This is a genomic window from Phyllobacterium trifolii, from assembly GCF_014192095.1.
Classification (GTDB): Bacteria; Pseudomonadota; Alphaproteobacteria; order Rhizobiales; family Rhizobiaceae; genus Phyllobacterium; species Phyllobacterium trifolii.
Genome location: NZ_JACHXN010000005.1, coordinates 297,705 through 323,722, shown reverse-complemented (window position 1 = coordinate 323,722; position 26,018 = coordinate 297,705). Strand labels below are relative to the sequence as shown.

Annotated in this window: 26 protein-coding genes; 10 read left to right on the top strand and 16 right to left on the bottom strand. The window is 56.0% G+C overall.

Annotated elements, in window-relative coordinates:
- Positions 1–4: 4 nt before the first annotated feature.
- Positions 5–208, bottom strand: coding sequence for a NepR family anti-sigma factor (locus tag FHS21_RS10450; RefSeq protein ID WP_112532194.1), 204 nt, complete (start codon positions 206–208; stop codon positions 5–7).
- Between the two features lie 185 nt (positions 209–393).
- Here FHS21_RS10450 and FHS21_RS10445 point away from each other — a divergent pair, with 185 nt between their 5' ends.
- The 3 genes from FHS21_RS10445 (at position 394) to FHS21_RS10435 (ending at position 3,047) form a co-directional block, all read left to right on the top strand.
- Complete coding sequence (locus tag FHS21_RS10445) at positions 394–1,188, top strand: response regulator (RefSeq protein WP_183661854.1); 795 nt, start codon at positions 394–396, stop codon at positions 1,186–1,188.
- Positions 1,189–1,264: 76 nt separating this feature from the next.
- Positions 1,265–1,429, top strand: a complete 165-nt coding sequence (locus tag FHS21_RS10440; RefSeq protein ID WP_027231091.1) for a DUF1328 domain-containing protein — start codon at positions 1,265–1,267, stop codon at positions 1,427–1,429.
- Between the two features lie 151 nt (positions 1,430–1,580).
- The gene (locus FHS21_RS10435) at positions 1,581–3,047 is read left to right on the top strand and encodes an ArnT family glycosyltransferase (protein WP_112532192.1); all 1,467 of its coding nucleotides are present in this window, start codon (positions 1,581–1,583) and stop codon (positions 3,045–3,047) included.
- Here the strand turns inward: FHS21_RS10435 and FHS21_RS10430 are convergent.
- Positions 2,989–3,708, bottom strand: a complete 720-nt coding sequence (locus FHS21_RS10430; protein WP_112532227.1) for a glycosyltransferase family 2 protein — start codon at positions 3,706–3,708, stop codon at positions 2,989–2,991. The genes FHS21_RS10435 and FHS21_RS10430 overlap by 59 nt on opposite strands.
- Positions 3,709–4,007: 299 nt before the next feature.
- Here FHS21_RS10430 and FHS21_RS10425 point away from each other — a divergent pair, with 299 nt between their 5' ends.
- The 4 genes from FHS21_RS10425 to FHS21_RS10410 all read left to right on the top strand — a co-directional run bounded on the left by FHS21_RS10425 (position 4,008) and on the right by FHS21_RS10410 (position 8,481).
- A complete protein-coding gene (locus FHS21_RS10425) occupies positions 4,008–5,378 on the top strand; it encodes a murein hydrolase activator EnvC family protein (RefSeq protein ID WP_246410967.1) in 1,371 nt (456 codons plus the stop codon).
- Positions 5,368–6,693, top strand: coding sequence for a S41 family peptidase (locus tag FHS21_RS10420; RefSeq protein ID WP_112532191.1), 1,326 nt, complete (start codon positions 5,368–5,370; stop codon positions 6,691–6,693). Before FHS21_RS10425 ends, FHS21_RS10420 begins: the two co-directional genes overlap by 11 nt.
- Before the next feature lie 99 nt (positions 6,694–6,792).
- Positions 6,793–7,932: a divergent polysaccharide deacetylase family protein gene (locus FHS21_RS10415; protein WP_183661852.1), complete on the top strand. Its 1,140-nt coding sequence runs from the start codon at positions 6,793–6,795 to the stop codon at positions 7,930–7,932.
- A gap of 24 nt (positions 7,933–7,956) precedes the next feature.
- Positions 7,957–8,481 carry an RNA pyrophosphohydrolase gene (locus FHS21_RS10410; protein ID WP_112532190.1) on the top strand — a complete coding sequence of 175 codons (525 nt, stop codon included), beginning with the start codon at positions 7,957–7,959 and terminating at the stop codon, positions 8,479–8,481.
- 34 nt (positions 8,482–8,515) lie between these two features.
- On the opposite strand, the gene FHS21_RS10405 is transcribed toward FHS21_RS10410, so the two are convergent.
- The 6 genes from FHS21_RS10405 to FHS21_RS10380 all read right to left on the bottom strand — a co-directional run bounded on the left by FHS21_RS10405 (position 8,516) and on the right by FHS21_RS10380 (position 15,509).
- Positions 8,516–9,376 carry an alpha/beta fold hydrolase gene (locus tag FHS21_RS10405; protein ID WP_112532189.1) on the bottom strand — a complete coding sequence of 287 codons (861 nt, stop codon included), beginning with the start codon at positions 9,374–9,376 and terminating at the stop codon, positions 8,516–8,518.
- Positions 9,377–9,413: 37 nt separating this feature from the next.
- The gene (locus tag FHS21_RS10400; protein ID WP_112532188.1) at positions 9,414–10,916 is read right to left on the bottom strand and encodes a xylulokinase; all 1,503 of its coding nucleotides are present in this window, start codon (positions 10,914–10,916) and stop codon (positions 9,414–9,416) included.
- Positions 10,906–11,997: an ABC transporter ATP-binding protein gene (locus tag FHS21_RS10395; protein WP_183661850.1), complete on the bottom strand. Its 1,092-nt coding sequence runs from the start codon at positions 11,995–11,997 to the stop codon at positions 10,906–10,908. Before FHS21_RS10395 ends, FHS21_RS10400 begins: the two co-directional genes overlap by 11 nt.
- 113 nt (positions 11,998–12,110) lie before the next feature.
- Entirely contained in the window at positions 12,111–13,565 is a 1,455-nt protein-coding gene (locus FHS21_RS10390) for an extracellular solute-binding protein (protein WP_112532186.1), read from the bottom strand.
- 43 nt (positions 13,566–13,608) lie between these two features.
- Positions 13,609–14,637: a carbohydrate ABC transporter permease gene (locus tag FHS21_RS10385; RefSeq protein WP_112532185.1), complete on the bottom strand. Its 1,029-nt coding sequence runs from the start codon at positions 14,635–14,637 to the stop codon at positions 13,609–13,611.
- On the bottom strand, positions 14,634–15,509 hold the full coding sequence (locus tag FHS21_RS10380; RefSeq protein ID WP_112532184.1) for a carbohydrate ABC transporter permease: 876 nt from the start codon (positions 15,507–15,509) through the stop codon (positions 14,634–14,636). Before FHS21_RS10380 ends, FHS21_RS10385 begins: the two co-directional genes overlap by 4 nt.
- Before the next feature lie 247 nt (positions 15,510–15,756).
- On the opposite strand from FHS21_RS10380, the gene FHS21_RS10375 reads away from it, so the two are divergent.
- From FHS21_RS10375 to FHS21_RS10365, 3 genes are read left to right on the top strand one after another with little or no spacing between them, the layout of a single operon-like run.
- Entirely contained in the window at positions 15,757–16,383 is a 627-nt protein-coding gene (locus FHS21_RS10375) for a glucose-6-phosphate isomerase family protein (RefSeq protein ID WP_210283466.1), read from the top strand.
- Between the two features lie 29 nt (positions 16,384–16,412).
- Positions 16,413–17,366, top strand: coding sequence for a shikimate dehydrogenase family protein (locus FHS21_RS10370; RefSeq protein WP_112532183.1), 954 nt, complete (start codon positions 16,413–16,415; stop codon positions 17,364–17,366).
- A gap of 2 nt (positions 17,367–17,368) precedes the next feature.
- Positions 17,369–18,280, top strand: a complete 912-nt coding sequence (locus FHS21_RS10365; protein ID WP_112532182.1) for an SIS domain-containing protein — start codon at positions 17,369–17,371, stop codon at positions 18,278–18,280.
- 10 nt (positions 18,281–18,290) lie between these two features.
- On the opposite strand, the gene FHS21_RS10360 is transcribed toward FHS21_RS10365, so the two are convergent.
- The 8 genes from FHS21_RS10360 to FHS21_RS10325 form a co-directional block, all read right to left on the bottom strand.
- A complete protein-coding gene (locus FHS21_RS10360) occupies positions 18,291–19,043 on the bottom strand; it encodes a GGDEF domain-containing protein (protein ID WP_112532181.1) in 753 nt (250 codons plus the stop codon).
- Between the two features lie 101 nt (positions 19,044–19,144).
- Positions 19,145–19,930, bottom strand: a complete 786-nt coding sequence (locus FHS21_RS10355; protein WP_112551629.1) for an LssY C-terminal domain-containing protein — start codon at positions 19,928–19,930, stop codon at positions 19,145–19,147.
- 263 nt (positions 19,931–20,193) lie between these two features.
- The gene (locus FHS21_RS10350) at positions 20,194–20,601 is read right to left on the bottom strand and encodes a F0F1 ATP synthase subunit epsilon (protein WP_112532179.1); all 408 of its coding nucleotides are present in this window, start codon (positions 20,599–20,601) and stop codon (positions 20,194–20,196) included.
- A 58-nt stretch (positions 20,602–20,659) separates the two neighbouring features.
- Entirely contained in the window at positions 20,660–22,306 is a 1,647-nt protein-coding gene (gene atpD / locus FHS21_RS10345; protein WP_183661848.1) for a F0F1 ATP synthase subunit beta, read from the bottom strand.
- 18 nt (positions 22,307–22,324) lie between these two features.
- Positions 22,325–23,203 (bottom strand): F0F1 ATP synthase subunit gamma, encoded by an 879-nt coding sequence (locus FHS21_RS10340; RefSeq protein ID WP_112532178.1) that lies wholly within the window; start codon positions 23,201–23,203, stop codon positions 22,325–22,327.
- A 21-nt stretch (positions 23,204–23,224) separates the two neighbouring features.
- Positions 23,225–24,754: a F0F1 ATP synthase subunit alpha gene (gene atpA / locus FHS21_RS10335; protein WP_112532177.1), complete on the bottom strand. Its 1,530-nt coding sequence runs from the start codon at positions 24,752–24,754 to the stop codon at positions 23,225–23,227.
- A complete protein-coding gene (locus FHS21_RS10330) occupies positions 24,754–25,314 on the bottom strand; it encodes a F0F1 ATP synthase subunit delta (RefSeq protein ID WP_112532221.1) in 561 nt (186 codons plus the stop codon). The genes atpA and FHS21_RS10330 overlap by 1 nt, the downstream gene beginning before the upstream one ends.
- A 245-nt stretch (positions 25,315–25,559) precedes the next feature.
- On the bottom strand, positions 25,560–25,949 hold the full coding sequence (locus FHS21_RS10325; RefSeq protein ID WP_112532176.1) for an AGROH133_08824 family phage infection protein: 390 nt from the start codon (positions 25,947–25,949) through the stop codon (positions 25,560–25,562).
- Between the last annotated feature and the right edge of the window lie 69 nt (positions 25,950–26,018).

Below are 26,018 nucleotides of genomic sequence, written 5' to 3'. Positions count from 1 at the left end.
CCTGTTATTTGGATGATTGCGTATGATTGCGTTCAGCCTCATCAAGCTTTTCAAGAAGATCGAGAAAACGAGCCGGTATTTCTTCCTCCTGCACTGATGCGTAAAGCGCGCGTAACTTCAGACCAATTTCTGTTTCAGCGTTCTTAATGTCGCGGCGGCGAACTCGCACCTTTTCAGGAGCGTCAATAGAATTCTTTTTGGCGTTCATTGTCTGATCTTTGCTGGTGGTTCGTCGCTGTAGTATGAATAGAGCCTGTACCCAAGGCACATTAATGATGACAATTCCTGACAAAGAAGAAAGTTCCGTTACAGGGAACTTTTTTTTTGCGAAAGTGTTTCAGGAAGGAACTCACCACGCCTCAGTACCCCACCCGAAACAGGGAAATCACTATAATGTCATTGTCCACCCGGATAGCCCCTCATCTGCCATATCTTCGCCGTTTCGCTCGCGCTATCACAGGCTCGCAATCTTCTGGCGATGCCTATGTTGCGGCGACGCTTGAAATTCTCATCACCGACGTTTCCCTTTTCCCTCAAGCAGGCTCCGATCGTGCTAGCCTCTACAAGCTGCTGATCAAACATTTCAACTCCGTCAATGTCCGCCCTCTCGAATTGAAATCCGAGTTCGGCTGGGAGAGACATGCAGCGGCCAACCTCACTGCAATCGCGCCGAAAGCCCGTCAGGCCTTCCTGCTGATCAGCCTTGAAGGTTTCAGCCAAGCCGAGACGATGGAAATTCTCGAAGTCACGGATGGCGAACTTTACGGGCTGTTGGACGAGGCATCCGTCGGCATTTCGAAACAGATCGCAACCGACATTCTGATTATTGAGGACGAACCTTTGATCGCCATGGATATCGAGCACATGGTCCAGACCCTCGGGCACCGCGTGGTTGGCATTGCACGGACGCGCGACGAGGCGCTCAAGATTTACTCCGCCACCCATCCGAGCATGATTCTTGCAGATATCCAGCTTGCGGATGGAAGCTCCGGTATCGACGCGGTGAACAACATTCTCAGCCAGGATGCGGTTCCTGTTATTTTCATCACCGCCTTTCCCGAAAGATTGCTGACAGGAGAACGGCCGGAACCGACCTTCCTCGTTACCAAACCGTTCAATCCCGATATGGTCAAGGCATTAATCACCCAGGCCCTGTTCTTCAAAGAGAGCAGCAAAGCCAAGGCGTAGAGCGCGTTGCTTTCCTGCCTCGGGAACAAAACAGCGTCTTGCCCGTTTTGAATCCGACAAGACAGGGAGATGATAAATGCTTTATTATGCTGTAATTTTTCTGATCATAGCACTTGTGGCAGGCGCGTTAGGTTTTGGTGGTATTGCCGGCGCCTCGGCCGGCATCGCTCAGATCATTTTCTACGTGTTCCTGGCGCTGCTGCTAATCTCATTGATCGCCAGCATCATACGTCGCGCTTAACCGCAGCAAATCACAAAAACCGCCGGTCTCGTACCGGCGGTTTTTGTGTATCTTTAAGAAGTCCTGTCCGGGATTGCGGCAAACTCAATTTTTGTAGTAGGTCACGCTGAATGAAGCGTGGGAGCCAAGGGTGTTCTGGCGAAATTTCAGCATGGCCTCACTTGATGGCCCACCAATCAATTGGTCAAAACTTGCGCGTCTCGCTCCGCGTGCAATCGTTCTGTACATCCTTGCCATTTTAGTAGTGCGCCTTTTTCTTTCGCGGTTTATGGAAATCGATGAGGCGCAATTCGTTGGCGAAGTTGCGTTCGCTTGGAACTATGGCAACTCGCATCCGCCAATGTACAATTGGCTGGTGCGACTCGCGCTCGAACTGACTGGTTGGAACTGGGTTCTTGCTGTCGCTCTGGTGCGCCTTTCCCTGCTTGGGCTCTATCACTGGCTTAGTTTCGATACTGCGCGCCGACTGGGTGGTGACCGCGCAGGCGTACTAGCATTAACTGCGTCGGCGTTTCTGCCACAGATAGTCTGGATGTCCATCCAGACTACAGCACATACTATTCTCGTTATTTCCGCATCAATCGGCATCGTTCATGCCTTTGCCCTGTTGCGTGAGGGGAAGGGTACGCGTGCATACATCTGGTTTGGCATCTGGGCGGCAATCGGGGCCTTGGCCAAATATAACTTCTTCATTTTTCTGGTCAGCTTCCTCATCGCTGCGGTGATGACTGCACCAATTCGCCGTCAATTGTTCCAGCGGCGGATCTGGATCTCGATTGCTATTTTCATTGCTGCTTTTACACCCGTTATTGTCGCCTCCCTCAACGCACCCTTGGCGGCGACAGCCGGCAGAATGCATAAGCTTGCGCAGGCCATCGGCTACCTGGAATCATTCGATCTTCCGCGGGTAGGGATCGACGGGCTTGCTAGTCTCTTGATTTCAACTTTCCTGTGGGCCGGCCCTGCCCTCATAATCTTCTGGATTGGTCGGAGCCGCGATCATCCACGTCCCCCGCCGGATGGCGGCGCGGATGTCCGCAAGCTCCTGCTTCGCACGGTACTGATTGGCCTTGCCGCCTTCGCCGCGCTGGTTTTCATTGCCGACTACCATTCCGTCGCAGAGCGCTATATGGCCCCGATTCTGGCACCAACTGCGATCCTTTTGGCGCTTTCTTTGCCGCAGGCACTCGGCGCACGCAATGTGCTCGTCATCTCAGGCGCCATGTACGTCCTTGCCCCGTTGGCGGTCGCGATGATTGCCCTGTTCGGCACCCCTCGATTCAATTTTCCCTTCGACGGCGTTGCCGACGCCATTCGCGCACAGAACCCCACGCCTGCGAGGATCGCGTCCAACCGTCAGGATGATGCGGGCAATGTGGCAGCGCTCTTGCATTGGCCGCCTGAACGGGGCGAAGCCTCGGATATTGTTCTGGTCTGGCAGGGCAATGATGATCCTGGCGAAGAAGCGCTAGCGCGATTACCGGCCGACGCGCAGCCGATCGGACCGGTAACGCGGGTGACCGCGCGAGTGCGAAACTTCAATGGTGAATTGCGAACCTTTAGCTTCCAGCGCTATTCATCTCGGTTACCGATACCGGATCAGAATAGCGGCGGATGAGCCAGAAAACGCCGACTGTATCAAGAAACGCCACCGCGGCGCGGTCAAAAAAACCATACTTCGATACGCCGGCCAGTCTTGGCCGGTCCTCGACGTCGACCTCGATTACTGGCAGCCCGGCCCGTCGCGACAAAGCCGGGATGAACCGATGCATGTTGTCGAAATAGGGCAGACTTTGCGCTACTACAGCCGGAAGAATCTTGAAACCGCATCCCGCATCCCGGCAATCATCCTTCAGCAGCCGTTTGCGCACGAAATTTGCGGATCTTGAAGTCAACAGTTTGACGATGCCATCGTTGCGCCGTTTCCTTACACCTGCGAAAAGCGCGGGTGACGCGCGCTCAAGGCGAGGCCACAATCGCGCAATATCCATAGGGTCATTCTGGCCATCGCCATCCAGCGTCGCAATCCATCGGCCTTGGGCCGCCCGAAAGCCGCTGATCAAGGCGCGTGATTTGCCGGTGCGTTTTTTGTGGCGCAGCACACGGGTGTGGTCGCCGGCGGCCGCTGCTTCCTCTGCCGATCCATCAGCGGACCCGTCATCGACCACAATGATCTCATAGGATGGGCCGGATAAGAGGGCTGTATTGATTTCCCTCACCAGGTTTCCGATGTTGCCGGACTCGTTGTAACATGGGATTACGATCGTCAAATCGGTCATATTGAGAACCATTGGTGAAGGGGATGCCACATCCGGATGCCCAAGATCACTGAGTGATTTTGCAGATGCAGCCACCACCTAAATATAGACATGTTGGAGCGAATTCCATCCCCTTGGACAGTATCCGCGTCAAGAAGCATCGACCAATGTTCAATGCGGTGTTCGGAGCGCCGCAATTCCGCCACGTCAATCAATGCTAAATCATCAGGCTTTCGGCGCGGCTGGTTTATGGTTAATACTTCATTAATCGAAGTCTCCCTAAAGTCGGGATAAAACCATCGCTCTAGTCCGGTCCGGCAATGAAATTTGAGGCATCAAAGGCAACCCTGAAAGGCAAACGCACATTCTCACATGTCGTTTTCCTGATTGTAGCCTTGGCCGGCATGTCAGCCATTCCATCGTTCGTTCAAGCACAAGAACATGGCTTGCAACCGGCTCCGGAACCTTTGGATGCAAAGCGCGCACAAACTGCCAAGGAACTCGAAGACCTGACCGGGCAGATATCGATGTCCTCGGAACGTGTCACGGCGCTGGACAATGAAATCGCGTCGCTGAAAAAGGATCAAACCACGATAACCGCCGCACTCATCCAGTCGGCCAAGACCGAGAAAAAGTTGAGTGAGGATATCACCGGCTTTAGCGACAAGCTCGCCGGTCTGCGTGAGCGAGAAGACAGTATAAAGGCGTCGCTGAAATCTCGGCGTGGCGCGCTCGCCGAAGTGCTTGCGGCCTTGCAGCGCATGGGCCTCAACCCGCCGCCGGCAATTCTCGTTCGTCCGGATGATGCCCTCGCATCCGTGCGAAGCGCGGTTCTTCTCGGCGCTGTTGTTCCCGAAATGCGTCAGCAAACCGAAACCCTGATTGCAGATCTCAAGGACCTAACCCGCGTCAAGACCTCGATTGCCGAGGAACGGAGCCGTCTGACCGCCGCACTTTCAGGGCAGGCGGAGGAGAAGACACGGCTCGACCTGCTTCTTGCTGAGAAGCAAAAAATGCAGACCACCTCTGAAGAAACGCGCCTCGCTGAGCAACAGCGTGCCGAGGACCTCGCCAAGCGGGCCACGTCGCTGCGCGATCTGATTGCCTCCATGGAAAAGGACATGCAGGAGGTCAAGAAGGCCGCCGATGCTGCAAGCGCGCAGGAGCAACAGAAGATGGCTGCAAGCCAGCAACGTGCCGATGATTTCGCCTCCAACCAGAGCCGTCTTTCGGCACAGGTTAATTTTGCGTCGCTGAAAGGCCATCTTTCCATGCCAGCAGCAGGTAAGCTTGTGAAGCATTTCGGCGACGATGATGGTGTGGGCGGCACGGTTCAGGGTGATACGCTCGCGACCGCTCCAGGCGCCACAATTACTTCACCGGTCGACGCAGTAGTCCTTTATGCAGGCGCATTCAGGTCATACGGTCAACTCTTGATACTTGACGCGGGCAATGGATATCATGTTGTCTTGGCGGGAATGAATAAAATCAACGTCTCCCAGAACCAGTTTGTACTGGCTGGAGAACCGGTCGGTGTGATGAACAAGCAACTTATTGCGAGTACCGCACCTGTTCCGATGGGAAATGGAGCTCCAATGCTTTACATTGAGTTCCGGAAGGATACAAAACCTGTTAATCCCGCTCCCTGGTGGGCGGAAAGGCTTGCTGGAAGGACCGCAAATGATACGTAGGCTAACGCTTCTCATGGCCGGAGCCCTGTTGGGTGCGACGGCAATGGTCGTTGTGCAGGGAGCTCTGCCCACAACCGCTGCAGAAGCTGCGGGCACCGATACCTATAAACAGCTATCAATTTTTGGTGATATATTCGAGCGCGTCCGCGCCCAATATGTCACGCCACCCGACGACAAAAAGCTGGTCGAGAGCGCCATCAACGGCATGCTTACCTCGCTCGATCCACACTCATCCTACATGAATGCCGAACAGGCGCAGGACATGCGCGTTCAGACCAAGGGTGAATTCGGCGGCCTCGGTATCGAAGTCACCATGGAAAACGAACTTGTGAAGGTCATCGCTCCGATCGAGGACACGCCGGCATCGAAGGCTGGCGTTTTGGCGGGCGACTATATTTCGCAAATCGATGGCACTGAGGTGCGTGGCATGACGCTGACCGACGCCGTCGACAAGATGCGCGGCGAGGTGAACACGCCTATCGAACTGACGCTCATTCGTCAGGGTGCCGACAAGCCAATCAAGCTCACTATTGTCCGCGACGTAGTCAAGGTCAAGGCTGTCCGCTCCCGGGTCGATAACGACGTTGGTTATGTCCGCGTCATTTCTTTCACGGAACAGACCTTCGAGGACCTGCAGAAGGCAATCAAGGACATCCAGAGCAAGGTTCCGGATGACAAGCTCAAGGGCTTCGTCCTCGATCTGCGCTTGAACCCCGGTGGTCTGCTGGACCAGGCCGTCGCCGTCTCCGATGCTTTCCTCGACAAGGGCGAAGTTGTCTCGACACGTGGCCGCGATCCGCAGGATATCACCCGGTTCGACGCTAGGCCCGGCGATCTGACCAACGGCAAGCCGCTGATCGTCCTGATCAATGGCGGCTCGGCCAGTGCTTCGGAAATCGTCGCCGGTGCGTTGCAGGACCATCGCCGCGGAACGATCCTCGGAACACGCTCGTTCGGCAAAGGTTCGGTCCAAACAATCATACCGCTCGGTGAAAGCGGCGCATTGCGTCTGACGACGGCGCTCTACTACACACCTGCTGGCAAATCCATCCAGGGCAAGGGTATTGTCCCGGACATAGCTGTCGACCAGCCGCTTCCCGCCGACCTTCAGGGCAAGGCGGAGCCAATGAGTGAATCCAGCCTGAAGGGTCACATCAAAGGCGTGCAAGAAGATGCTGAGGGTTCTGGGTCGATCGCCTATGTGCCGCCAGATCCGAAAGACGACCTGCAGCTCATCCAGGCACTGAAGCTTCTGCGCGGCGAACAGGCAAATGCAGCCTTCCCGGCTGATCCCAAGAAGGGTGTGCCGAACTGACATGAAAATGGGGACCGGACTTTTCTCCTATAGTCTGGTCCCCATGGTTCATCTTCCCAACCATGTTTCCTTCCCTGATATCTACTGCGGCCAAAACGCGTGAACTCCGATCTCAACCGGCCGCTGGGACAAAACGGCAAACGGCCAGACCCAAAATCTGACAAGACACCGGCCGTCCGCTGGCTACTGCCATCGGCTGCGATTGTCTGTGTCCTTGGTCTTGCCTCGCTCGTCACTTACACCAGCCATCAAGGCTTCCGCAGGCCCGTACCTGAACCGCCAAAGCCGCAGATTGCGGAGGCCGCACCGGCCACTATCCCGCCACCAGTCCCAGCACATGACACTAAAAGCCAGCCGGGCAATATCGTCACGGCGCCTGAAGGCGGCCCCAAGGTAATTGTCGTTGGCGATCCTACACGGCGCGCCCAGGACCCGCGCACTGCCCATATTCCCGAACCCGATATGCTGGAGCAAAGCCCGCAGGGGCCATTGCCCATAATTGCGCCCGATGGCCGTCGCCCGCTCGATATCTATGCCCGGCCATGGTCAGGCGCGCGTGGTGCTCGCGTCGCCATCGTCATCGGGGGATTAGGCCTGTCGCAAACCGGGTCGCAACAGGCAATCCAGACGCTGCCTCCCGAAGTGACACTGGCGTTCTCGCCGGAAGGCAACAGCCTCCTCCGCTGGATGCAGGCAGCACGTCAGGATGGCCATGAAGTGCTGATGCAGATCCCGCTCGAACCATATGACTATCCGCGAGTCAATCCAGGACGCAACACGTTGACCGTGGATGCATCGCCCGCGGGAACTTTGGAAAACCTGCACCGGACAATGGGCCGCATCACCAACTACACTGGTGTCATGAACTATATGGGTGCACGCTTCACCGCCGAACCTGAGGCACTGTCCACTGTCATTCAGGATATCGCCAAGCGGGGCCTGCTCTATCTGGACGATGGCACATCGGCGCGCAGCAAGGCCGATAACGTTGCCGCGCAACAGGGCGCACCTTTCGCCGCAGCCGATCTTTTGATCGACGCTTCGCAGGATCGCGGCGCGATTCTGAAGAAGCTTGATGAGCTGGAGCGCATTGCCCGTGCCAAGGGTACTGCGATCGCCACCGGCTCCGCCTTCGACGTAACAGTGGAAGCGGTCACATCATGGGCCAACGAGGCGAAGGCGCGCGGTGTAGAGATAGTCCCTGTCTCCGCCCTTGTCCGCGATCCGGAAAAAGGTTAGCAACCGGTGGCCTGGAGCTTTTGCATGAGCAAGAACAAGAAACCTGTCGATCCTGAATCCCTGCCCTACCGGCCCTGCGTTGGTATCATGGTGCTCGACCGGCAAGGCCTGGTCTGGGCCGGGCACCGCATCGTCATTGCCAATGACGAAATGGATGGTGCAAGGCAGCTGTGGCAAATGCCGCAAGGCGGCATTGATCAAGGCGAGAACCCGGAACCCGCAGCCTTGCGCGAACTCTATGAGGAGACGGGTATGAAATCCGTATCTCTCCTCGCCGAAGCACCCAATTGGATCAACTACGATTTGCCTCCTCATCTTGTTGGGGTTGCGCTGAAGGGCAAATATCGCGGCCAGACGCAAAAATGGTTCGCCTATCGCTTCGAGGGCAATGAAACCGAAATTGCGATCAATCCGCCTCCCGGCGGTCACACGGCCGAATTCGACGAATGGGCGTGGAAACCCATGGCACAATTGCCCGACCTCATCGTTCCCTTCAAGCGCAAGGTCTATGAAGAAGTGGTCGCAGCGTTCAGCCATTTAGTGGACTAAATTTTATCTCGTGCCACCTGCCAGATCTCACCGATTAACGCATGCTCTCTATACTCATTGTGTGCCCGGCCAACGCCTCGAGCATTGTGCCCCAGTCGTCCGGATGCAGTTCATGACCGCCTCCTTCAATTTCGACCAGCTTCGACGCTGGTACGATCTTGATGAATTCGCGGCCATGTTCGACGGGAAAGATGGGATCAGAGGTGCCGTGGACAACAAGAAGCGGTACTTGAAGGCCGGCGAGTTTGCCCTTCTGGGTATCTCCGCCGGAAAGCAGAAAATGATTGGTTGCACTTTCAAAACGGCGCGCTCGATCATAGTCCATTGCGATGAAGTCTCGCGCATGTCGCTCGTCAAACGGGTGTCTTGTACTGGAAATCGCGCGGACGTCGGCAAGCATGAACTCGACAACCTGCGTGCGATCTGACCAATCGAGATCGGCGTAACTGGCGGAATGCTCTGTGTAGGCGGCAGTCATTCCAGGTAGGTGAGCGGTATCAACGCCGACAGGTGATGTGCTTATCAGTGTCAGTGTTCGCGATCGTTCTGGATATTTCAACGCCACAAGTTGTGCGATCATGCCCCCCATGGACATACCAACAATATGCGCCGAGGAAATGCCGTAGCCATCGAGCACGCGGATCGCATCGTCGGCCATGTCATCGAAGCTGTATTCAGGTTTGCCAACCGGATAGTTTGTCGAAAGCCCCGTATCACGATTGTCATAGCGAATGACATAGCGGCCTTTGTCTGCAAGACGCTGGCAGAACTCCTTCGGCCACCACAGCATCGAGGCCATGGCGCCCATGATCAGCAGGATTGCCGGATCATTCGGATTGCCGAATGCTTCGCTCGCCAGCTCGACGTCATCTGTCTTGACTAATTTCGTTTGCATGCCGTCACCTTGCCTCTCCGCATTCACCCGCTAAACGTCACTGGGGCAAGCGGTCCAAGTCGTCGTAAAGCGCTTGACTGTGTTTATAAAGTTTCTCGAAGAATACCTGCATTGGCGCATAAATATCCGACCAACGGGCGTCCGGCATTATTTCATCGACATAGGAAACATGGTCGTCCACGGCCGCTACCAAATTGGCAAAGCGCCCGGTCGCGGTTGCAGCCATGATAGCGCAGCCGACAATGCCGCATTCAGCTTCAACGGGCACCAGAATCGGTATGTTGTAGACGCTGGCTTTTATCCTCATCCAGAGCTTCGTCTTCGCGCCGCCGCCCGAAGCGATTATCCGTTCAAGGGGCACTCCGGAGATGGCATCGAGAACATTGATGTGACGCTTCACCGCGAAGGCAACACCTTCAAGAATTGCGCGGTGCATGTGCGCAAGGCCATGGGAAGCGCCTATCCCGAAATATTGCGCACGCGCATTGCGATGTTCGCCAAGCCGCTCGCCTGCAAGATAGGGCATAAAGAACAGCCTTTCCGATCCAGGAGGGGCTTCCTCAGCCCTCCCAACGATATCGGAATATGACAGCTGCTTTTCATGGAAAGCCCGGCGAGCCCATCGCACGGCGTCCCCGCCCGATTCCAGCAGCATGAAGGCGCCCCAATTGCCCTCGACCGTCCCGACATTGCAGACGGCTGCGTCAAGCAGCGGCTGGTCCGCGACGGCAGTTATGATCGCGGAAGTACCCATGACTTCCGATCCGACGCCCGGACGGCATACGCCCGATCCAAGAAGCGCAGCCGGATAGTCCCCCGCCCCGACAAGGACCGGCGTCCCCTCGCGCAAGCCGATTTCGATCGCGGCGTTTCCTGTAACGTGACCAAGAATCTCTAGCGGATTACGCAATGGCGCCAGCTTGGCCCTGTCGAGGCCCAGAAGTGCGATCATCTTTTCCGACCATTCTCCAGTCATCGGATCCATGAGAAAGCTTGCACCTCCATCGGTGCGATCCATGGCAATCTCTCCGGTCAGCCGCAGATTGATATAGTCCTTTGGCATAAGGACTGCCGCTGTCCGCCGATAGGCATCAGGGTCATTGTCGCGCAGCCACTGCAGCTTGAAACCCGGCCAGGCTGGCGTCGCCGGATTGGCAGAGTCAGCGAGGTAGCTTTCCGGCCGATGCAACTTTTCGAAAGCTGCGACGTACCCGACTGTGCGTTTGTCGTTCCACAGCGGCGCGGTATCACGTACCAGTTTGCCGGCATCGTCCACGAGCACGGTACCGTGCATCTGGCCACAAGCAGCGATGGCGTCGATATTCGAGCGTGCGTGTGGAACCTTGTCAAGCACCTCGCGGATTGTCGCCACGACGCCCTGCCACCAATCGCCGGGCCGCTGCTCCGACCAGCCGAATTGCGGCACGATCTGCTCGTGTTCCTGCGCGGCGATCACAAGGATTTTGCCCTTGGAATCCACAAGCGCGCTCCGTACACTTCCCGTGCCTACATCAATCGCAAGCGTGAGCTTACCTGCCAAGTGCTTCGCCCGTACTCTTTAAGAACAGATGCATCCTTTCCACATCGATCGGAATGTTGACGACATCGTCTGGACGGATCGGCGAGCCCGCGGCAACCTGGGCCGTGAATGGCGCAGTTCCTGTCTTGCCAATGGCAAGCGTGTGTGGTCCGAGCGGCTCGATATCAGCCACCTTTAGCGGCACCGTTGGAAACGATCCCGTCGCAATCATTGTGTGCTCCGGTCTGATGCCAAGCACGACCTCTTCGCCGGCCGCGCTCGTCAGCGCTTGTGTTCGATTTGCCGGTATTGGCACCCTCACATCATTTCCCGCCCGAAAGCAGAGCCCGCTACCATCCCGCTCGAGCCGGCCTTCGATGAAGTTCATGCTCGGAGCCCCGATGAAGGCGGCGACAAACAGATTCTTCGGCGACTCATAAAGTGTGATCGGGTCCGCTGCCTGCTCGATACGTCCCTGGTTCATCACAACCACGCGATCAGCCATTGTCATAGCCTCTACCTGATCGTGCGTGACATAGACGATGGTGGTTTTCAGGCGGCGATGCAGAAGCTTGATCTCGGTTCGCATTTCAATGCGCAGCTTGGCATCGAGATTGGAAAGAGGCTCGTCGAACAGGAAAACTTCGGGCTGACGCACAATGGCACGGCCAATGGCGACGCGCTGGCGTTGTCCGCCCGAAAGCGCGCTCGGTTTGCGTTGAAGATAGGCGCCGAGATTGAGAATGCGCGCTGCATTTGCGACCGACGTTTCAATATCAGTCTTTGATGTGCCGCGCACTTTCATGCCATAGCCAATATTCTCGGCGACCGTCATGTGGGGGTAAAGCGCATAGTTCTGGAACACCATCGAACAGTTGCGCAAACCTGGACGGAGGTTGGTGACATCGCGGTCACCGATGCGGATTTCTCCGGAGGTCGCCTGCTCCAGCCCGGCGATCATGCGCAGGGTCGTCGTCTTCCCGCAACCGGAAGGCCCGACAAGCACAACGAATTCCTTATCAGCGATCACCAGATCGAGTGGTGGAATAACCTCGACCTTGCCAAACGATTTGGTGACCTGTTGCAAACGCACTAGGGACATGCCGTGCCTTTTCATACGAACTCCGTCGCGCTGCTACAGCGGCGACCGACGCTTCATTTCTCAACTGGAACTATCCCGCCAACACTAGCGGCGGGCGGGATAGCGACTCGTCATTATTTTGCCGGGAGGCCCATTGACGATCGATAGGCCGCAAGCTGCTTGTCGCGGCCAAAATCGTCGGTCAGCTTGTTCCATCCCTGCGCCACCGTATCAAGCGCCTGCTGGGGCGTCACCTCGCCAGCCAATGCTTTCGACAGCTCGATCTCCAGAATTTCTGTGTAGGAAAAATAACCCGGCAAGCGCATGTCAAGCGCGGTGTTCTTTGCGGTAACGGCATCCTTCTGGGCACCGAGGTACTCCTTGGCCTCACGTGCCGAGAATATCTTCGACCAAAGTTCGGCGTTGGTCGTATGCGAGATACGATACGGGTTGACCCCTGTGCCACCTGTGATCGCCGCCTGTCCCGACACAGCGGGACTGGTCAGAAACTTGATATAGTCCCAAGCTGCATCCTGATTCTTGGATGAAGCGGGAACAGCCGCCTGCCACCCGCCGAACGCCATGAACGATGTCTGGATAACGTGGTCGAACTTGTCCCACTTCTTGGTCTTGTAGTTCCAGATTTCGTCCGATCCAGGCAGCGATGCAGAGCCGACATTGCCCGCAACCTTGGATTGCTTGGGATCGGCGCCAATAACACCGGTATCACCCCAGCCAATCGACTCCGCCACCTGACCACCGGCAAACGCTGCATTCACTTCGCCAAACGAGAAATTCAGCGCATTGGGCGGCGCGAGTTTCGACGCCTTTATATATTCCTCCAACCCGCGGACCCAGCCAGGATTGTTAACCTGGGCATCCATCGTGTCCGGGTCAAAGAACATGGCGCCCGGATTGTCCGGATGGCTTGTATATCCGGCAACATGGCTGAAGAGGAACCAGAATTGCTGTCCGCCGCGGCGGAAAGCCTCTGCCGTACCCCACAGTCCGTTCGCCGGTTGCTGGAAGAATTCAGCAATATCGAGATACTGCTTCCAGGTCTTTGGCGGCGCCAGATCGTAGCCATACTTGGCCTTGAATGCCGTCTGGTTTTCCGGCTTCTCAAACAGATCGATACGGTAGGTATAGGTATGCGCATCGCCGTCCATCGTCTGCGACAGAACCTTGCCATTCCAGACCATCAGCTGTTCGCGATAAACGGGAGCGATATCCTCCCAGTCTGGGCCGGACTGCATAGCCTTGGGCATCTCCGACAGATAGTCGGTGAAATCCGGCGCCCAGGCTGGCGCGAAGGCAATCACGTCAAACGTGTCTTCGCCCGATGTCAGCGATGTTACGATCTTTGGATAGAGCTCCGACCATGGAAATTCAACGACATTCACTTTGCCGCAAGTTTTCTCCGTCCAGCCTTTGGCGGCAAGCTGCAGCGCGGAAGCGATATATGGTCCGGTCTGCGTCGTCGCAGTCAGGGTGATGCCGGTATAGTCGGGGTCGCAGGCAAGCGCCGATGACGCGCCCGCCATCGCCAGCAGACCCGCAGCCGTAGTACTCAATAGCAATCTTCTCATGTTTTCCTCCCTGGAATTTACGATGATCAGTTATTGTAAATGCTTATTTTATTGCTCCCAGAAGCAGGCCGGATCGCATCAGCCTGCTTAGAATTCCAGCCATGATAACCATGGGTATGATGGCAACCAAGGCGGCCGCGGAAATCGACCACCATTCGTCACCGCGCTGACTATTTTGACCCGCAACGAGAATTGGAAGAGTCTGCCATCTGGAGTTTGTCAGAAACAGCGCAAACAAAAACTCGTTCCAGACGAACGCCAAGGTGATCATGAACGTCGCTATCAGTCCTGGCTTCGACATTGGTACCACGATGCCAAAGAATATTCTCCACGAAGGAACATTATCCACCATCGCCGCTTCCTCCACTTCGATGGGCAATGCGGCAAAGAAATCGCGCATGAGCCAGATCACGATCGGTAGTGAAAAAGCCACATAGGCGAAGGTCAGGCCGGTATAGGTATCGACGAGCTTGAATCCGAGCTTTCCCATTTCAGTATACATCAGAAACAACGCGAATGCCGCGACGATCGGCGGAAACATGCGCTGGCTGACGAACCAGAAGACAATATCGTCATTGCCTAGAACGGGACCGGGGAGCCGTATCCGGCTGGAGCCTATCGCGAGAGCGAGGGCTGCGACAAAGGCATAAATGAGCGATGTTGCTTGTCCAAAACCCGCAACGTGTCGTCCAAGCAGGTATCCACCGAAAGCCACCACGACGAATATAACACCCGTCAGAAGTTTGACCTCGAAGGTGAATCTCACCAGGGCATAGGCTGCCATAGAACCCACCGCCGTTGCGATGACCGAGGCTGAAAGGCCAATAATCGTCGAGGCCATGAAGTTATTGTAGAACTGTCCGCGCTGGCCCGACAAAAGCTCGGTCCACGCCGTCAATGTCGGTTCAAAATCGACAAACGGCAGGTAAGTCGGCCCGCCAACAACACCCAATGGTGACTTGAATGACGTTATTGTCACCCAATAGAGCGGGAAGAAGGTAAATGCCAGCCAAAGCAGACAGCCTGCAAGCGCCCACCAGCGTCCATTTCCTTTCAGATCCCTCACACTCATTTGTGCTTCTCCAGATAGGGTTTCAGGATCGCGAGGTAGACAAGGCCGATTACGGTGATGACGATCAGGAACAGGAAGGACAGCGCCGACGTATAACCAAGATTGAACTTCTTGAAGCCTTCCTGATAGGCGAACAGCGTCAGGGTTTCGGTTGAAATTCCCGGGCCTCCACCGGTCATGACAAACACCGTGTCGATGATCTTGTAGCTCTCGATCAGCCGGATAAACACCACCGCCACAGAAATTGGCAGCATCATCGGGAAGGTGATCCCCCAGAACTGCTGCCATGAGCTGGCATTCTCCAGCGCTGCCGCTTCATAGACATCATCTGGCAAGGTCTGCAGCCCTGCAAGCAACATCAGCATGACGAAGGGCGTCCACTGCCAAACCTCAACAGAAATGATCGCCCCGATAGCCCATCTCGTCTGTGTCAGGAAAGGCAGGTTGGGAAAGCCGAAAAATGTCATCAGCTCATTGAGCGGACCCATGGTCGGGTTGAGGATTTGCCGCGCGATCAAAGCAACCGCGACTGGCGCTACAAGCATCGGCAGCAAGAAACTGACGCGGAACAGACCCTCGCCCGGAACATTTCTGTTGAGCGCGAGCGCCACGGAGAAACCTATGACATATTGCAGAGCCACAGAGATGAAGGCGATGATCGTCGTCGTCCACGCGACGTGCCAGAACCTTGGATTCTGCAGAAGCTCGGCATAGTTGCCGAATCCGACGAATCTTGGCGGAATTGGCGGGACGAGCCGCAAGCTCATGAAGCTGGTCGTTAGCGAATAGATCAACGGAAATATGGAAATCACCAGGACGATCAGTAGCGCTGGCCATATAAAAAAATGCTTGATCGGATCATTTCGAGTCATGCCGCACCGCTGACGCAGCAAACTGCGATCCGGAAGCAGGACACCTTAAAATCAGACATAGATCTCCTCCCACCAAGGACCTGACCTTGATGAATCCCCCGAACTCTTTGTAGCGTAATTACGCAATTTTTCTCAGTCAACACAATTCTACCCCGAATGCCTGCAAGCGAGTGCCCCGCTCGCATTGCAAATATTCGCTTGCGCGCGCACTTTTGTAGTTTTATGTAATTTTACTACAGAATGGAGATTGACTATTGTGCGCGAACCAGTCGCCAGCCTCGTAGACCCTTATGCCGGCGGAATGAGCGGGCACACCGGTCGCTATGAAAAGCGCTTGAGCGACCTCGCCGGGGTGTATGAGAACACACAAGCCCATGCGACGCTCGTAAAAAGCTTGAATGATCCAGTCGTCTATAGTGTCGAGGATTTTCGACCGGGCTCGCACGGCGGCGACCTTATTTACGGCGTCACCCGCATGAATGCCGGGCGCGTCGACAGGGAGTTTTTTCTTACGCGCGGTCACATTCATTCCAACGCGAATCGGCCGGAGATTTATTATGGTCAAAGCGGGCATGGCCTCATGCAATTGGAATCGCCGCAGGGCGAGACACGCATCATAGAAATCACAGCGCAGACTATCTGCTACGTTCCACCATACTGGATTCACCGTTCCATCAACATCGGTGAAACGGACCTTGTGATGGTCTTCGCTTACCCTTCCGATAGTGGTCAAGATTACAGTATAATCGAAAAATCAAACGGAATGCGCCATCGTGTGATGAGCAGTGATGACGGGTGGGAACTGGTGGACAACGCCTGTTACAACCAGCGAACAGGTGAACAGGTTGCTGCACTCATGAAGAATAATCCTTGATCAAAAGCCCCTCATCTGGAGAATCGTAAGTGATTGCTTACACACCAGCGACGCTGCCCACACTTTACTTCATCGGCGTCACAACCGGCAAAAGCTCCATCATGAAGGTCTTTCCCGCATGGGCCAAGTATCTACGACTTGAAACCGCTGTCATCAAGGGCATCGATTTTAAACTCCATGACGATCCTGCCGCCTACCGCGAAGCTGTGGCGTTCATCCGGGACGATCCCCTTTCTCTCGGCGCGCTGGTGACGACTCACAAGATTGATCTCTTTCACGCTTGCCGCGATATGTTCGACACTATCGATCCGCTTGCACAATTGATGGGTGAAACCAGCTGCATTTCCAAACGGGATGGCAAGCTGATCTGTCATGCGAAGGATCCCATTTCGTCCGGCCTTGCGATTGATGGTTTTCTCGGCGAGCAGTATTTTTCCGGTAGTGAAGCTGACCTCTTCTGCTTGGGCGCAGGCGGCTCTACGATTGCGATCACTTGGCACCTGATGCGCCGTTCGCGCGGCGAGGACGCCCCTCGGCGAATACTCGTTTCCGATCGCAGCCAGGAACGCCTGGATGAGATCCGCCGCATTCACGAACAGGTCGAAAGCGTCGTCCCCATAGAATACATTCTATCTCCTGAAACTGACGCCAACGACCATGTATTACGCCAGATCAAGCCGGGCTCCCTCGTCATAAATGCCACGGGCCTCGGCAAGGATGCACCGGGTTCGCCCTTGTCCAACGCCTGCCAGTTTCCCGAGCGTTCTGTGATATGGGATCTGAACTATCGAGGCGATCTGATTTTTCTCGACCAGGCACGCAGCCAGCAACAGAACCACAATCTGCAGGTTGTGGATGGCTGGACCTACTTCCTGCACGGCTGGACGCAGGTAATCGCTGAAGTCTTCAATATTGAAATCCCTGTGTCAGGGCCGTCATTCGATCGGATTTCGGCAATTGCCCTTGAAGCATCGGAACGATAGCGATGCATAGAGAAGCAGACGATAACGAAAGAGAGGCACGCCCAGATCTCCGGGATGCCGGTGGTCGGAATATTATAGAAATTATCCGCACGATGCGCGCCGAGCTGCGCAAATCAGATCGTAAGGTCGCGGATGTGGTTCTAATGAATCCCCAGCGAATCCTGAAGGCTACAGTGGGTGAGACAGCCACGCTTGCCGAGGTCAGCCAGCCTACGGTCCTGCGCTTTGCTATGGCGATCGGATGCAAAGGTTTCCAGGATTTCAAGATACGGCTCGCTCAGAGTCTGGCTTTCGGCACACCGGCGACCCATTCGGTCCTGCTAGATACCGATGATCCGGAGACCGTGGCTGAGAAGATCTTCGAGTACACCATGACCAGTCTCGATTGGGCGAGATCACACCTTGACCGGACCGCTCTGCGCAAAGCTATCGATATTCTCGCTCAAGCCCGGACCATCGAATTTTTTGGCTTTGGCGCGTCGGGCATAGTTGCGCGAGACGCCCAGCAGAAATTTCCACTCTTTGGTGTTCCTTGCGGGGCACAGCTCGATTCACATCAGCAAACCATGGTCGCCTCAATGATGAAGCAGGGCGATGTTGCCTTTGTGATTTCCAATACCGGAACAACGCGTTCCATCATCGAGATTGCCCGTATTGCTCGCGCCAACGGCGCCGCCGTTATTTGTCTGACGGGTTCGGACTCGCCGCTCGCCAGTTATTGTGACGTGGCTTTGATCGTCGAGACGCTTGAGAACACCAATATGTATACACCGACGATCTCGCGCATCGCCGCGCTCGTCGTGATCGATATTCTTTCGACCAGCGTGGCGATGCGCCGTCCCCTCGATGATCAAGCGCGGATTCACAATATGAAGCGGCAACTGAGTGATATGCGCAAAGTCCAGCCGATTTGAGAGCCTGGTGCTACGAAGCCATCTCGTAAACGATGCGATCACGCCCCTGGTTCTTGGCCCGGTAGAGGCATTCATCCGCGGCATTGACCAGTTGTTCAAGTGTTTGCCCAGGCTCATGAAACGCAACACCGATACTGACCGTCAATGACAGTTCGCTCCGGGCGACTTTCCGCGATATGCCTCGAACATCGAGCAGTATGCCATGCGCGACCCACGATGCTTTGCCATAGTCTGCATCGGCGAGGAAAACTGCAAATTCTTCGCCCCCAAAGCGCGCGCCGACATCGCGCCGACCCAACCGCTTTCCAATGAGCGTTCCTATCTCTTGCAGGGCATCATCTCCAGCGGCGTGGCCGAACCGATCATTGACCGACTTGAAGTGATCGGCATCTATATAGAGCACGGCCCCGGCACTGAGAGCAGGATTGTTGCCAAGTATCATTTGCTCGACCCGCAGATAAAACTCATGACGCGTTGACAGTCCTGTCATCCCGTCTTTGCGGAACGCGATGTCGAGCTCGTGCGCCATAATCTTCAGGCGATAGTTCAATCCGACCAGAAATGCCCCAAGCGGCCCTCCGACAACGATAACGATCAGCGTTGTCACAAGGATCGTCTTGTCGAGGCTGTCGTAACCGCCGAGCTTGAAGAAGAGGGCGGCCAGGACATTTGCGAGGACACCGCCGAGACCGAGCACCAGCAATATCTGCCTGACGGGCGACAACGCCTCGAACATCATCATCCAGCGATTGAAAGTGTTCATAGATGCCTTCCAGAGATGCGGTCGGCTTCTTATAGGCTCAAAAAATGAAAGATGCGGTAAAGACAGCCCATTACCCTATATCAGGCCTGATCGTAGCCGGGCTAATTGCCCAACGCATCCTTGATTGTCATCCAGGCATTGTCCTTGGCTTGAATGAGCGGCGGTGAGGCCAGTATTTCGGGGGGTTGGCTCCGGCGTTGCCCGTCATGGACCAAGGTCAGCATGCGAATTTCGCCATCGGTAAAATACGGGCTGCCCTCGCCATTGCGGCCATTCAGCGTCGGCCCGACACCCGAGACCTGATAGATCGTCTCCACCATACCCACTCGCGTAAGACTATTGGCAAAATAGTCACGCTCGGCATCGATATCCGGTGCGATGTCATGCGTTACCTGACCGGTATACTCGCTGAATCCCACGCGTTGATCGAAGGTTGCGGAACCGAGCCACACGGGCCGTTGTTCTACGCCCGTGTCCAGCACCTTCCACAAACGAACATGATGTCGCTGCTTTGCGCTGCTGCCAACGGGCATTTCGTAAGCAAGGTCCTCGCGGCGGCCGTCATAAAATAGCGGGCTGACCGGAGCCTGGTCGTAAGGCCGGTCGAGCATCACGCTTCCAATAATATCGATGCTGGAACGCAAGGTCACAGGATCAGCAGGATACCAGGCACCGGCATGCATGGCACGGATGATGTCCTCACGATCACCTATGAGTCCTACATTAAGCGGGTCGCCCGGAATGCCTCGTGCAGTCTTCGTCACCATGGGATGATTGGCGAGGCCTGGCTGTCGTTCATAGTGAGTCCAGGCCATTGGAAGGGCCACATACGCGAGCAACAGGTAAACGGCAACGACGATCGCAGCACCGACAAACAGACGCCTCATTTTCTACCTTGCCCCCGCCCCTATATTCTCTCGGACCGATCTTAGCGCGATAGCTTTGGAAAGAACATGATCCGGTCGTTCGACTGCACTTGATCGTCGGGGCGGCCGTTACACCATATCTAGGGCTTCCCCGGCCTTATAAAGGATCGTAAGCCGGACTTCTATTCGCCGCCTTGGCCGTTCGCCTGTGATCACTGGGGGAACTGCCGTAATAAAAAACGGGCCGAAGCCCGCTTGATTTATCATCGATCGGTTTGGCCCGATCAGGCAGCCTTGATGGCTTCCTCGAGCGTCTTCAATTGGCCGAGAAGGTCTTCTGCCTTGGCCCGATCTTCGCGGGTAGTCGCGTCTTCGAAGTCTTCCTGGGCGTCCTTTATGCGGTTCTGCAACTCGTCGGCCCTTATATCGGCGACGTGTACTGCCGATTCAGCAAGGAGCGTGCAGCCGTCAGGCGTAATGTCAACAAAGCCGCCGAAAACCACATAGCTGTCCAGCTTGCCGTCCGGTGTCTTCACGGCGACGACACCCGGCTTCACAGTTGCCATCAATGGCGCATGGTGCGCCATAACGGTCATGTAGCCCTCGGTACCTGGAACGACGACCTCGATAATCTGCTCCGAAAGAAGCAGACGCTCTGGTGAGACGAGTTCGAACTGAAAGGCTTCTGCCATGATATTCACTCAAATCCTGTGGCGAAAAGGCGGGCCGCAGCCCGCCATCAGTCATGCATTAAGCTGCTTCCGCAGCCAGACGCTGTGCCTTCTCGATCGCCTCGTCGATCGAGCCGACCATGTAGAACGCAGCTTCCGGCAGGTGATCATAGTCACCATTGCAAAGACCCTTGAAGCCCTTGATGGTGTCCGCCAGATCGACCAGCTTGCCCGGCGAACCGGTAAAGATTTCAGCAACGAAGAATGGCTGCGACAGGAAGCGTTCGATCTTGCGGGCGCGGGCCACAGCAATCTTGTCTTCTTCCGAAAGCTCGTCCATGCCAAGGATGGCGATAATGTCCTGAAGCGACTTGTAGCGCTGCAGGATCGACTGAACCTGACGGGCCGTCTGGTAATGCTCGTCACCGACGATCAGCGGATCGAGCATGCGCGATGTCGAGTCCAGCGGATCCACAGCCGGGTAAATACCCTTCTCGGAGATCGCGCGATTGAGAACCGTCGTCGCATCAAGGTGAGCGAACGAAGTCGCAGGCGCAGGATCGGTCAAATCGTCGGCCGGCACGTAAATGGCCTGAACCGAGGTGATCGAACCCTTGTGCGTCGTGGTGATGCGCTCCTGCATCTGGCCCATATCGGTCGCGAGCGTCGGCTGATAGCCCACGGCGGACGGTATACGGCCAAGCAAAGCGGACACTTCGGAACCGGCCTGCGTAAAGCGGAAGATGTTATCCACGAAGAACAGAACGTCCTGGCCCTGGTCGCGGAAATGCTCGGCAACGGTCAGACCCGACAGAGCAACACGGGCACGGGCCCCTGGTGGCTCGTTCATCTGGCCGTAGACGAGTGCGGCCTTGGAGCCTTCGCCGCCGCCTTCCTTGTTAACGCCGGATTCGATCATCTCGTGATAAAGATCGTTACCCTCACGTGTGCGTTCACCCACACCGGCGAATACCGAATAACCGCCATGCGCCTTGGCAACGTTGTTGATCAGTTCCATGATGAGAACTGTCTTGCCGACGCCTGCACCACCGAAGAGACCGATCTTGCCGCCGCGTGCATAAGGCGCGAGGAGGTCGACCACCTTGATGCCAGTGACAAGGATCTCGGCTTCCGTCGACTGCTCGACATATGCAGGGGCTGGCTGGTGGATGGCGCGGGAAAGCTTTGTCTTGATCGGGCCTGCTTCGTCGACCGGCTCGCCGATGACGTTCATGATGCGGCCAAGGGTTTCCTCGCCGACCGGCACCATGATGGGCGAACCGGTGTCGTAAACAACCTGACCGCGGATCAGGCCTTCGGTCGAGTCCATGGCGATCGTGCGCACAGTGTTCTCACCGAGATGCTGCGCAACTTCGAGAACGAGGCGGTTGCCGAGATTGTCGGTTTCCAGCGCGTTCAAAATCTGCGGCAGAACACCACCATCGAAGGCAACGTCGACAACAGCGCCGATAACCTGGCTGACACGACCGGCAACGCCAGTTGCCTTGAGAGCAGTCTTGGGTGTCGCTGATTTTGATACCTTTGCCGGAGCTGCGGCTTTGGCAGCTGGAGCGGCCTTGGCAGCTGCTTTTGGAGCAGCGGCTTTTGCAACCGGCTTCACGGCCTCGGCAGTTGCCTTTGCTGCAGGTGTCTTTGCTGCAGCTGTCTTTGCTGCCGGGGCAGCCTTGGCGGCTGCGGGTGTTTTCGGGGTCGCTGCTTTAGCCATCGATCCTTACCTTCGCGATTAGAGCGCTTCCGCGCCCGAAATAATTTCAATCAGTTCTTTGGTGATCTGGGCTTGACGCTGGCGGTTGTACGACATTGTCAGCTTGTTGATCATGTCACCGGCATTGCGGGTTGCATTGTCCATGGCGGACATACGCGCACCCTGCTCCGATGCCGCGTTTTCAAGGAGAGCGCGGAACACCTGGACGGAAATATTACGCGGGATCAGATCGCCGAGAATGGCGGCCGGATCCGGCTCATATTCATAAACTGCATCGCCTGCGCTCTCCGGCTCGACATCGCCGATTGCACTGGCTGGAATCAACTGCTGGGCAGTCGGTATCTGTGCGATCACCGACTTGAATTCCGAATAGAACAGCGTGGCAACGTCGAACGCACCTTCATTGAAGAGCGTAATGATCTTGTGACCGATCTCGTCCGCATTGACAAAGCCAAGTGTTTTGACTTCACGCAAATTGACATGATCGATGATATTCTTGCCGAGATCACGGCGCAGGATGTCTGCACCCTTCTTGCCAACGGTAATGATCTTGACCGTCTTGCCATCGGCGAGAAGCCTGCGGGTATGGTCACGAGCCAGACGCGCGATCTGCGCGTTGAACCCGCCGCAAAGGCCACGTTCAGAGGTGCAGACGACAAGCAGATGCACATCGTCCTTGCCTGTCCCGCTCATCAGCACAGGCGCATCATCGCCATCGACATTGGAAGCGATGTTCGCCAGCACCGCAGCCATACGCTGCGAATAGGGACGAGCGGCTTCCGCAGCCTCCTGCGCACGACGCAGCTTCGCCGCGGCGACCATTTGCATCGCCTTGGTGATTTTCTGCGTCGCCTTGACCGAGGCGATCCGGTTTCTCAGATCCTTTAACGAAGGCATCCGTTCATCCCGTCCGTAATGTTAAGCGAAGGACTTGGCAAAGCCGTCAACAGCGGCCTTGAGCTTGCCTTTGGTCTCGTCGCTGATCTGCTTTTCCTTGGCGATCGTCGCGAGAACATCCTTGTGTTCCGTACGAAGCCATGTGAGCAGACCTTGCTCGAAATTATTGACCTGACTGACGGCGAGTTTGTCGAGATAGCCATTGACGCCGGCGTAGATCACCGCAACCTGCTCTTCCGTCTTCAGCGGCGAGAACTGTGGCTGCTTCAAAAGCTCGGTCAGGCGCGCGCCACGGTTGAGCAGGCGTTGTGTCGAGGCATCGAGATCAGAACCGAACTGGGCAAAGGCCGCCATTTCGCGGTACTGAGCCAGCTCACCTTTAATCGAGCCGGCAACCTGTTTCATCGCCTTGATCTGCGCGGCAGAACCAACACGAGAAACCGACAGACCGACGTTAACAGCCGGACGGATACCCTGGTAGAACAGGTTGGTTTCAAGGAATATCTGGCCATCGGTGATCGAAATCACGTTGGTCGGGATATAGGCAGAAACGTCGTTCGCCTGGGTCTCGATGACAGGCAATGCGGTCAGCGAACCAGCACCGTTGTCCTCATTGAGTTTGGCGGAGCGCTCAAGCAGACGGGAGTGCAGATAGAAGACGTCGCCCGGATACGCTTCGCGGCCCGGAGGACGGCGCAGCAGCAGGGACATCTGGCGATAAGCCACGGCCTGCTTGGACAGATCGTCATAGCCGATCAGCGCGTGCATGCCGTTGTCACGGAAGTATTCACCCATGGTGCAACCGGCAAACGGCGCCAGATACTGCATCGGCGCAGGATCGGAAGCTGTGGCTGCAACGATGATCGAGTATTCAAGCGCGCCGCGCTCTTCGAGTATCTTGACGAACTGCGCAACCGTCGAACGCTTCTGGCCGATAGCGACGTAGACGCAATACAACTTTTCGCTCTCATTGCCTGCATCGTGAGCCGGCTTCTGATTAAGGAAAGTATCGAGAATAATCGCAGTCTTGCCAGTCTGGCGATCGCCGATGACCAGCTCGCGCTGGCCGCGGCCGACCGGGATCAGCGCATCGATAGCCTTGAGGCCTGTCGACATCGGCTCATGCACCGACTTGCGCGGGATGATGCCTGGCGCCTTGACGTCAACGCGCGAACGTTGCGTTGCCTTGATCGGACCCTTGCCGTCAATCGGATTACCGAGCGCATCGACAACACGGCCAAGCAATTCCTTGCCAACGGGAACGTCAACGATGGCGCCGGTCCGTTTGACGGTGTCGCCTTCCTTGATGTCGCGGTCCGAACCGAAAATAACGACGCCAACATTGTCGCTTTCGAGGTTCAGGGCCATGCCGCGGGTACCGTCCGGGAACTCGACCATTTCACCGGCCTGAACATTGTCCAGACCATATACACGAGCAATACCGTCACCGACGGACAGAACCTGACCGACCTCGGAGACTTCTGCCTCCTGACCGAAATTCTTGATTTGCTCTTTCAGGATTGCGGAAATTTCCGCGGCGCGGATGTCCATCAGCCGACCTCTTTCAGTGCAAGCTTAAGCGAAGAAAGTTTTGTGCGAAGTGAAGTGTCGATCTGGCGGGAACCCAACTTGACGATGAGACCTCCAAGGATCGACGGATCAACAGTGACATTGATTGTCACGTCCTTGCCGGCGACGCTTTTCAGCGTGGCCTTCAATTCTGTTTGCTGCGCCGCCGTCAGGGCATGCGCAGAAGTAACGTCCGCCGAAATCTCGCCGCGCTGCGCGCTGGCGATCTGGCGAAATGACTGGATCATCGCAGGTACCGCGAACAGGCGCCGGTTCTGCGCGACGACACGCAGGAAATTGCCGACTAGGCCGCCGATCTTGGCCTTTGCGAGAATGGCGGAAATCGCCTTTACCTGATCGCCAGATGAGAAGACCGGGCTCAGAACCAGCCGTTTCAAATCAGCACTACCATTGATGAGAGCCTGGAACTCGCCGAGATTCTTCTCCACCTCGGCAACGGATTTCGTCTCCAACGCAAGGTCGAACAACGAACCCGCGTAACGCTGGGCAACACCGGTAATGAGCGACGAAGTTTCTGCCACGAACGACAAGCTCTCTGCGTTGGAGCCAAAAATCTGGAAACCGGAAGGGATTTTCGGTCAAATCTTTGGCATTATTGATTTTTTTACCGCCGAAGGCACAACCCGAGAGCCGTATCCGACGAGATTTGAATGCCGTCTAGCATAGGAACTCAGGACTCGCAACACGCGAATCCCCTAAAAAGGCCGTCCCAATCGCCGCAGCTCTGGATAATTATGAGCAACTGATTCAACTAATGCTGTCATGTTTATGCAATGAAGCCGAAGGCGAAGAGCAAGGGGCCCGCTGCCAGCGCAATTTCGACAAGCACCGATATCCAGTTATAAACCGTGTTGCCTCGATCCGACATCATGGAGATCAGGCGGCCGAAGACCGTAAAGCCCCACGAAACGCCAAGAGCGATCCAGAGAAAGGGCTGGGAAAAAACCAGCGCGCTTAGCCCAAGTCCGAGATAAAATCCGGCAAATGTAGCACGCACTTCAGATATGGCTTCAGGCCGCTCGGGTTTGGTCTGCAGGCGCATGATTTTCAGTGCGACGCGAGGCGCAAAAAACAGAATTAATCCGAAGATGACTGTGATTGCAGCTGACAGCCAAGCCAGCCATTCGCCTGTAGTCGCCGGCCAATAAAGTTCCATTTCTTATCCCTTCCCCAAAATACCTGTAATCCTGCTTTCATAGCGCCGACCCAAAACTCGTCATGGGGT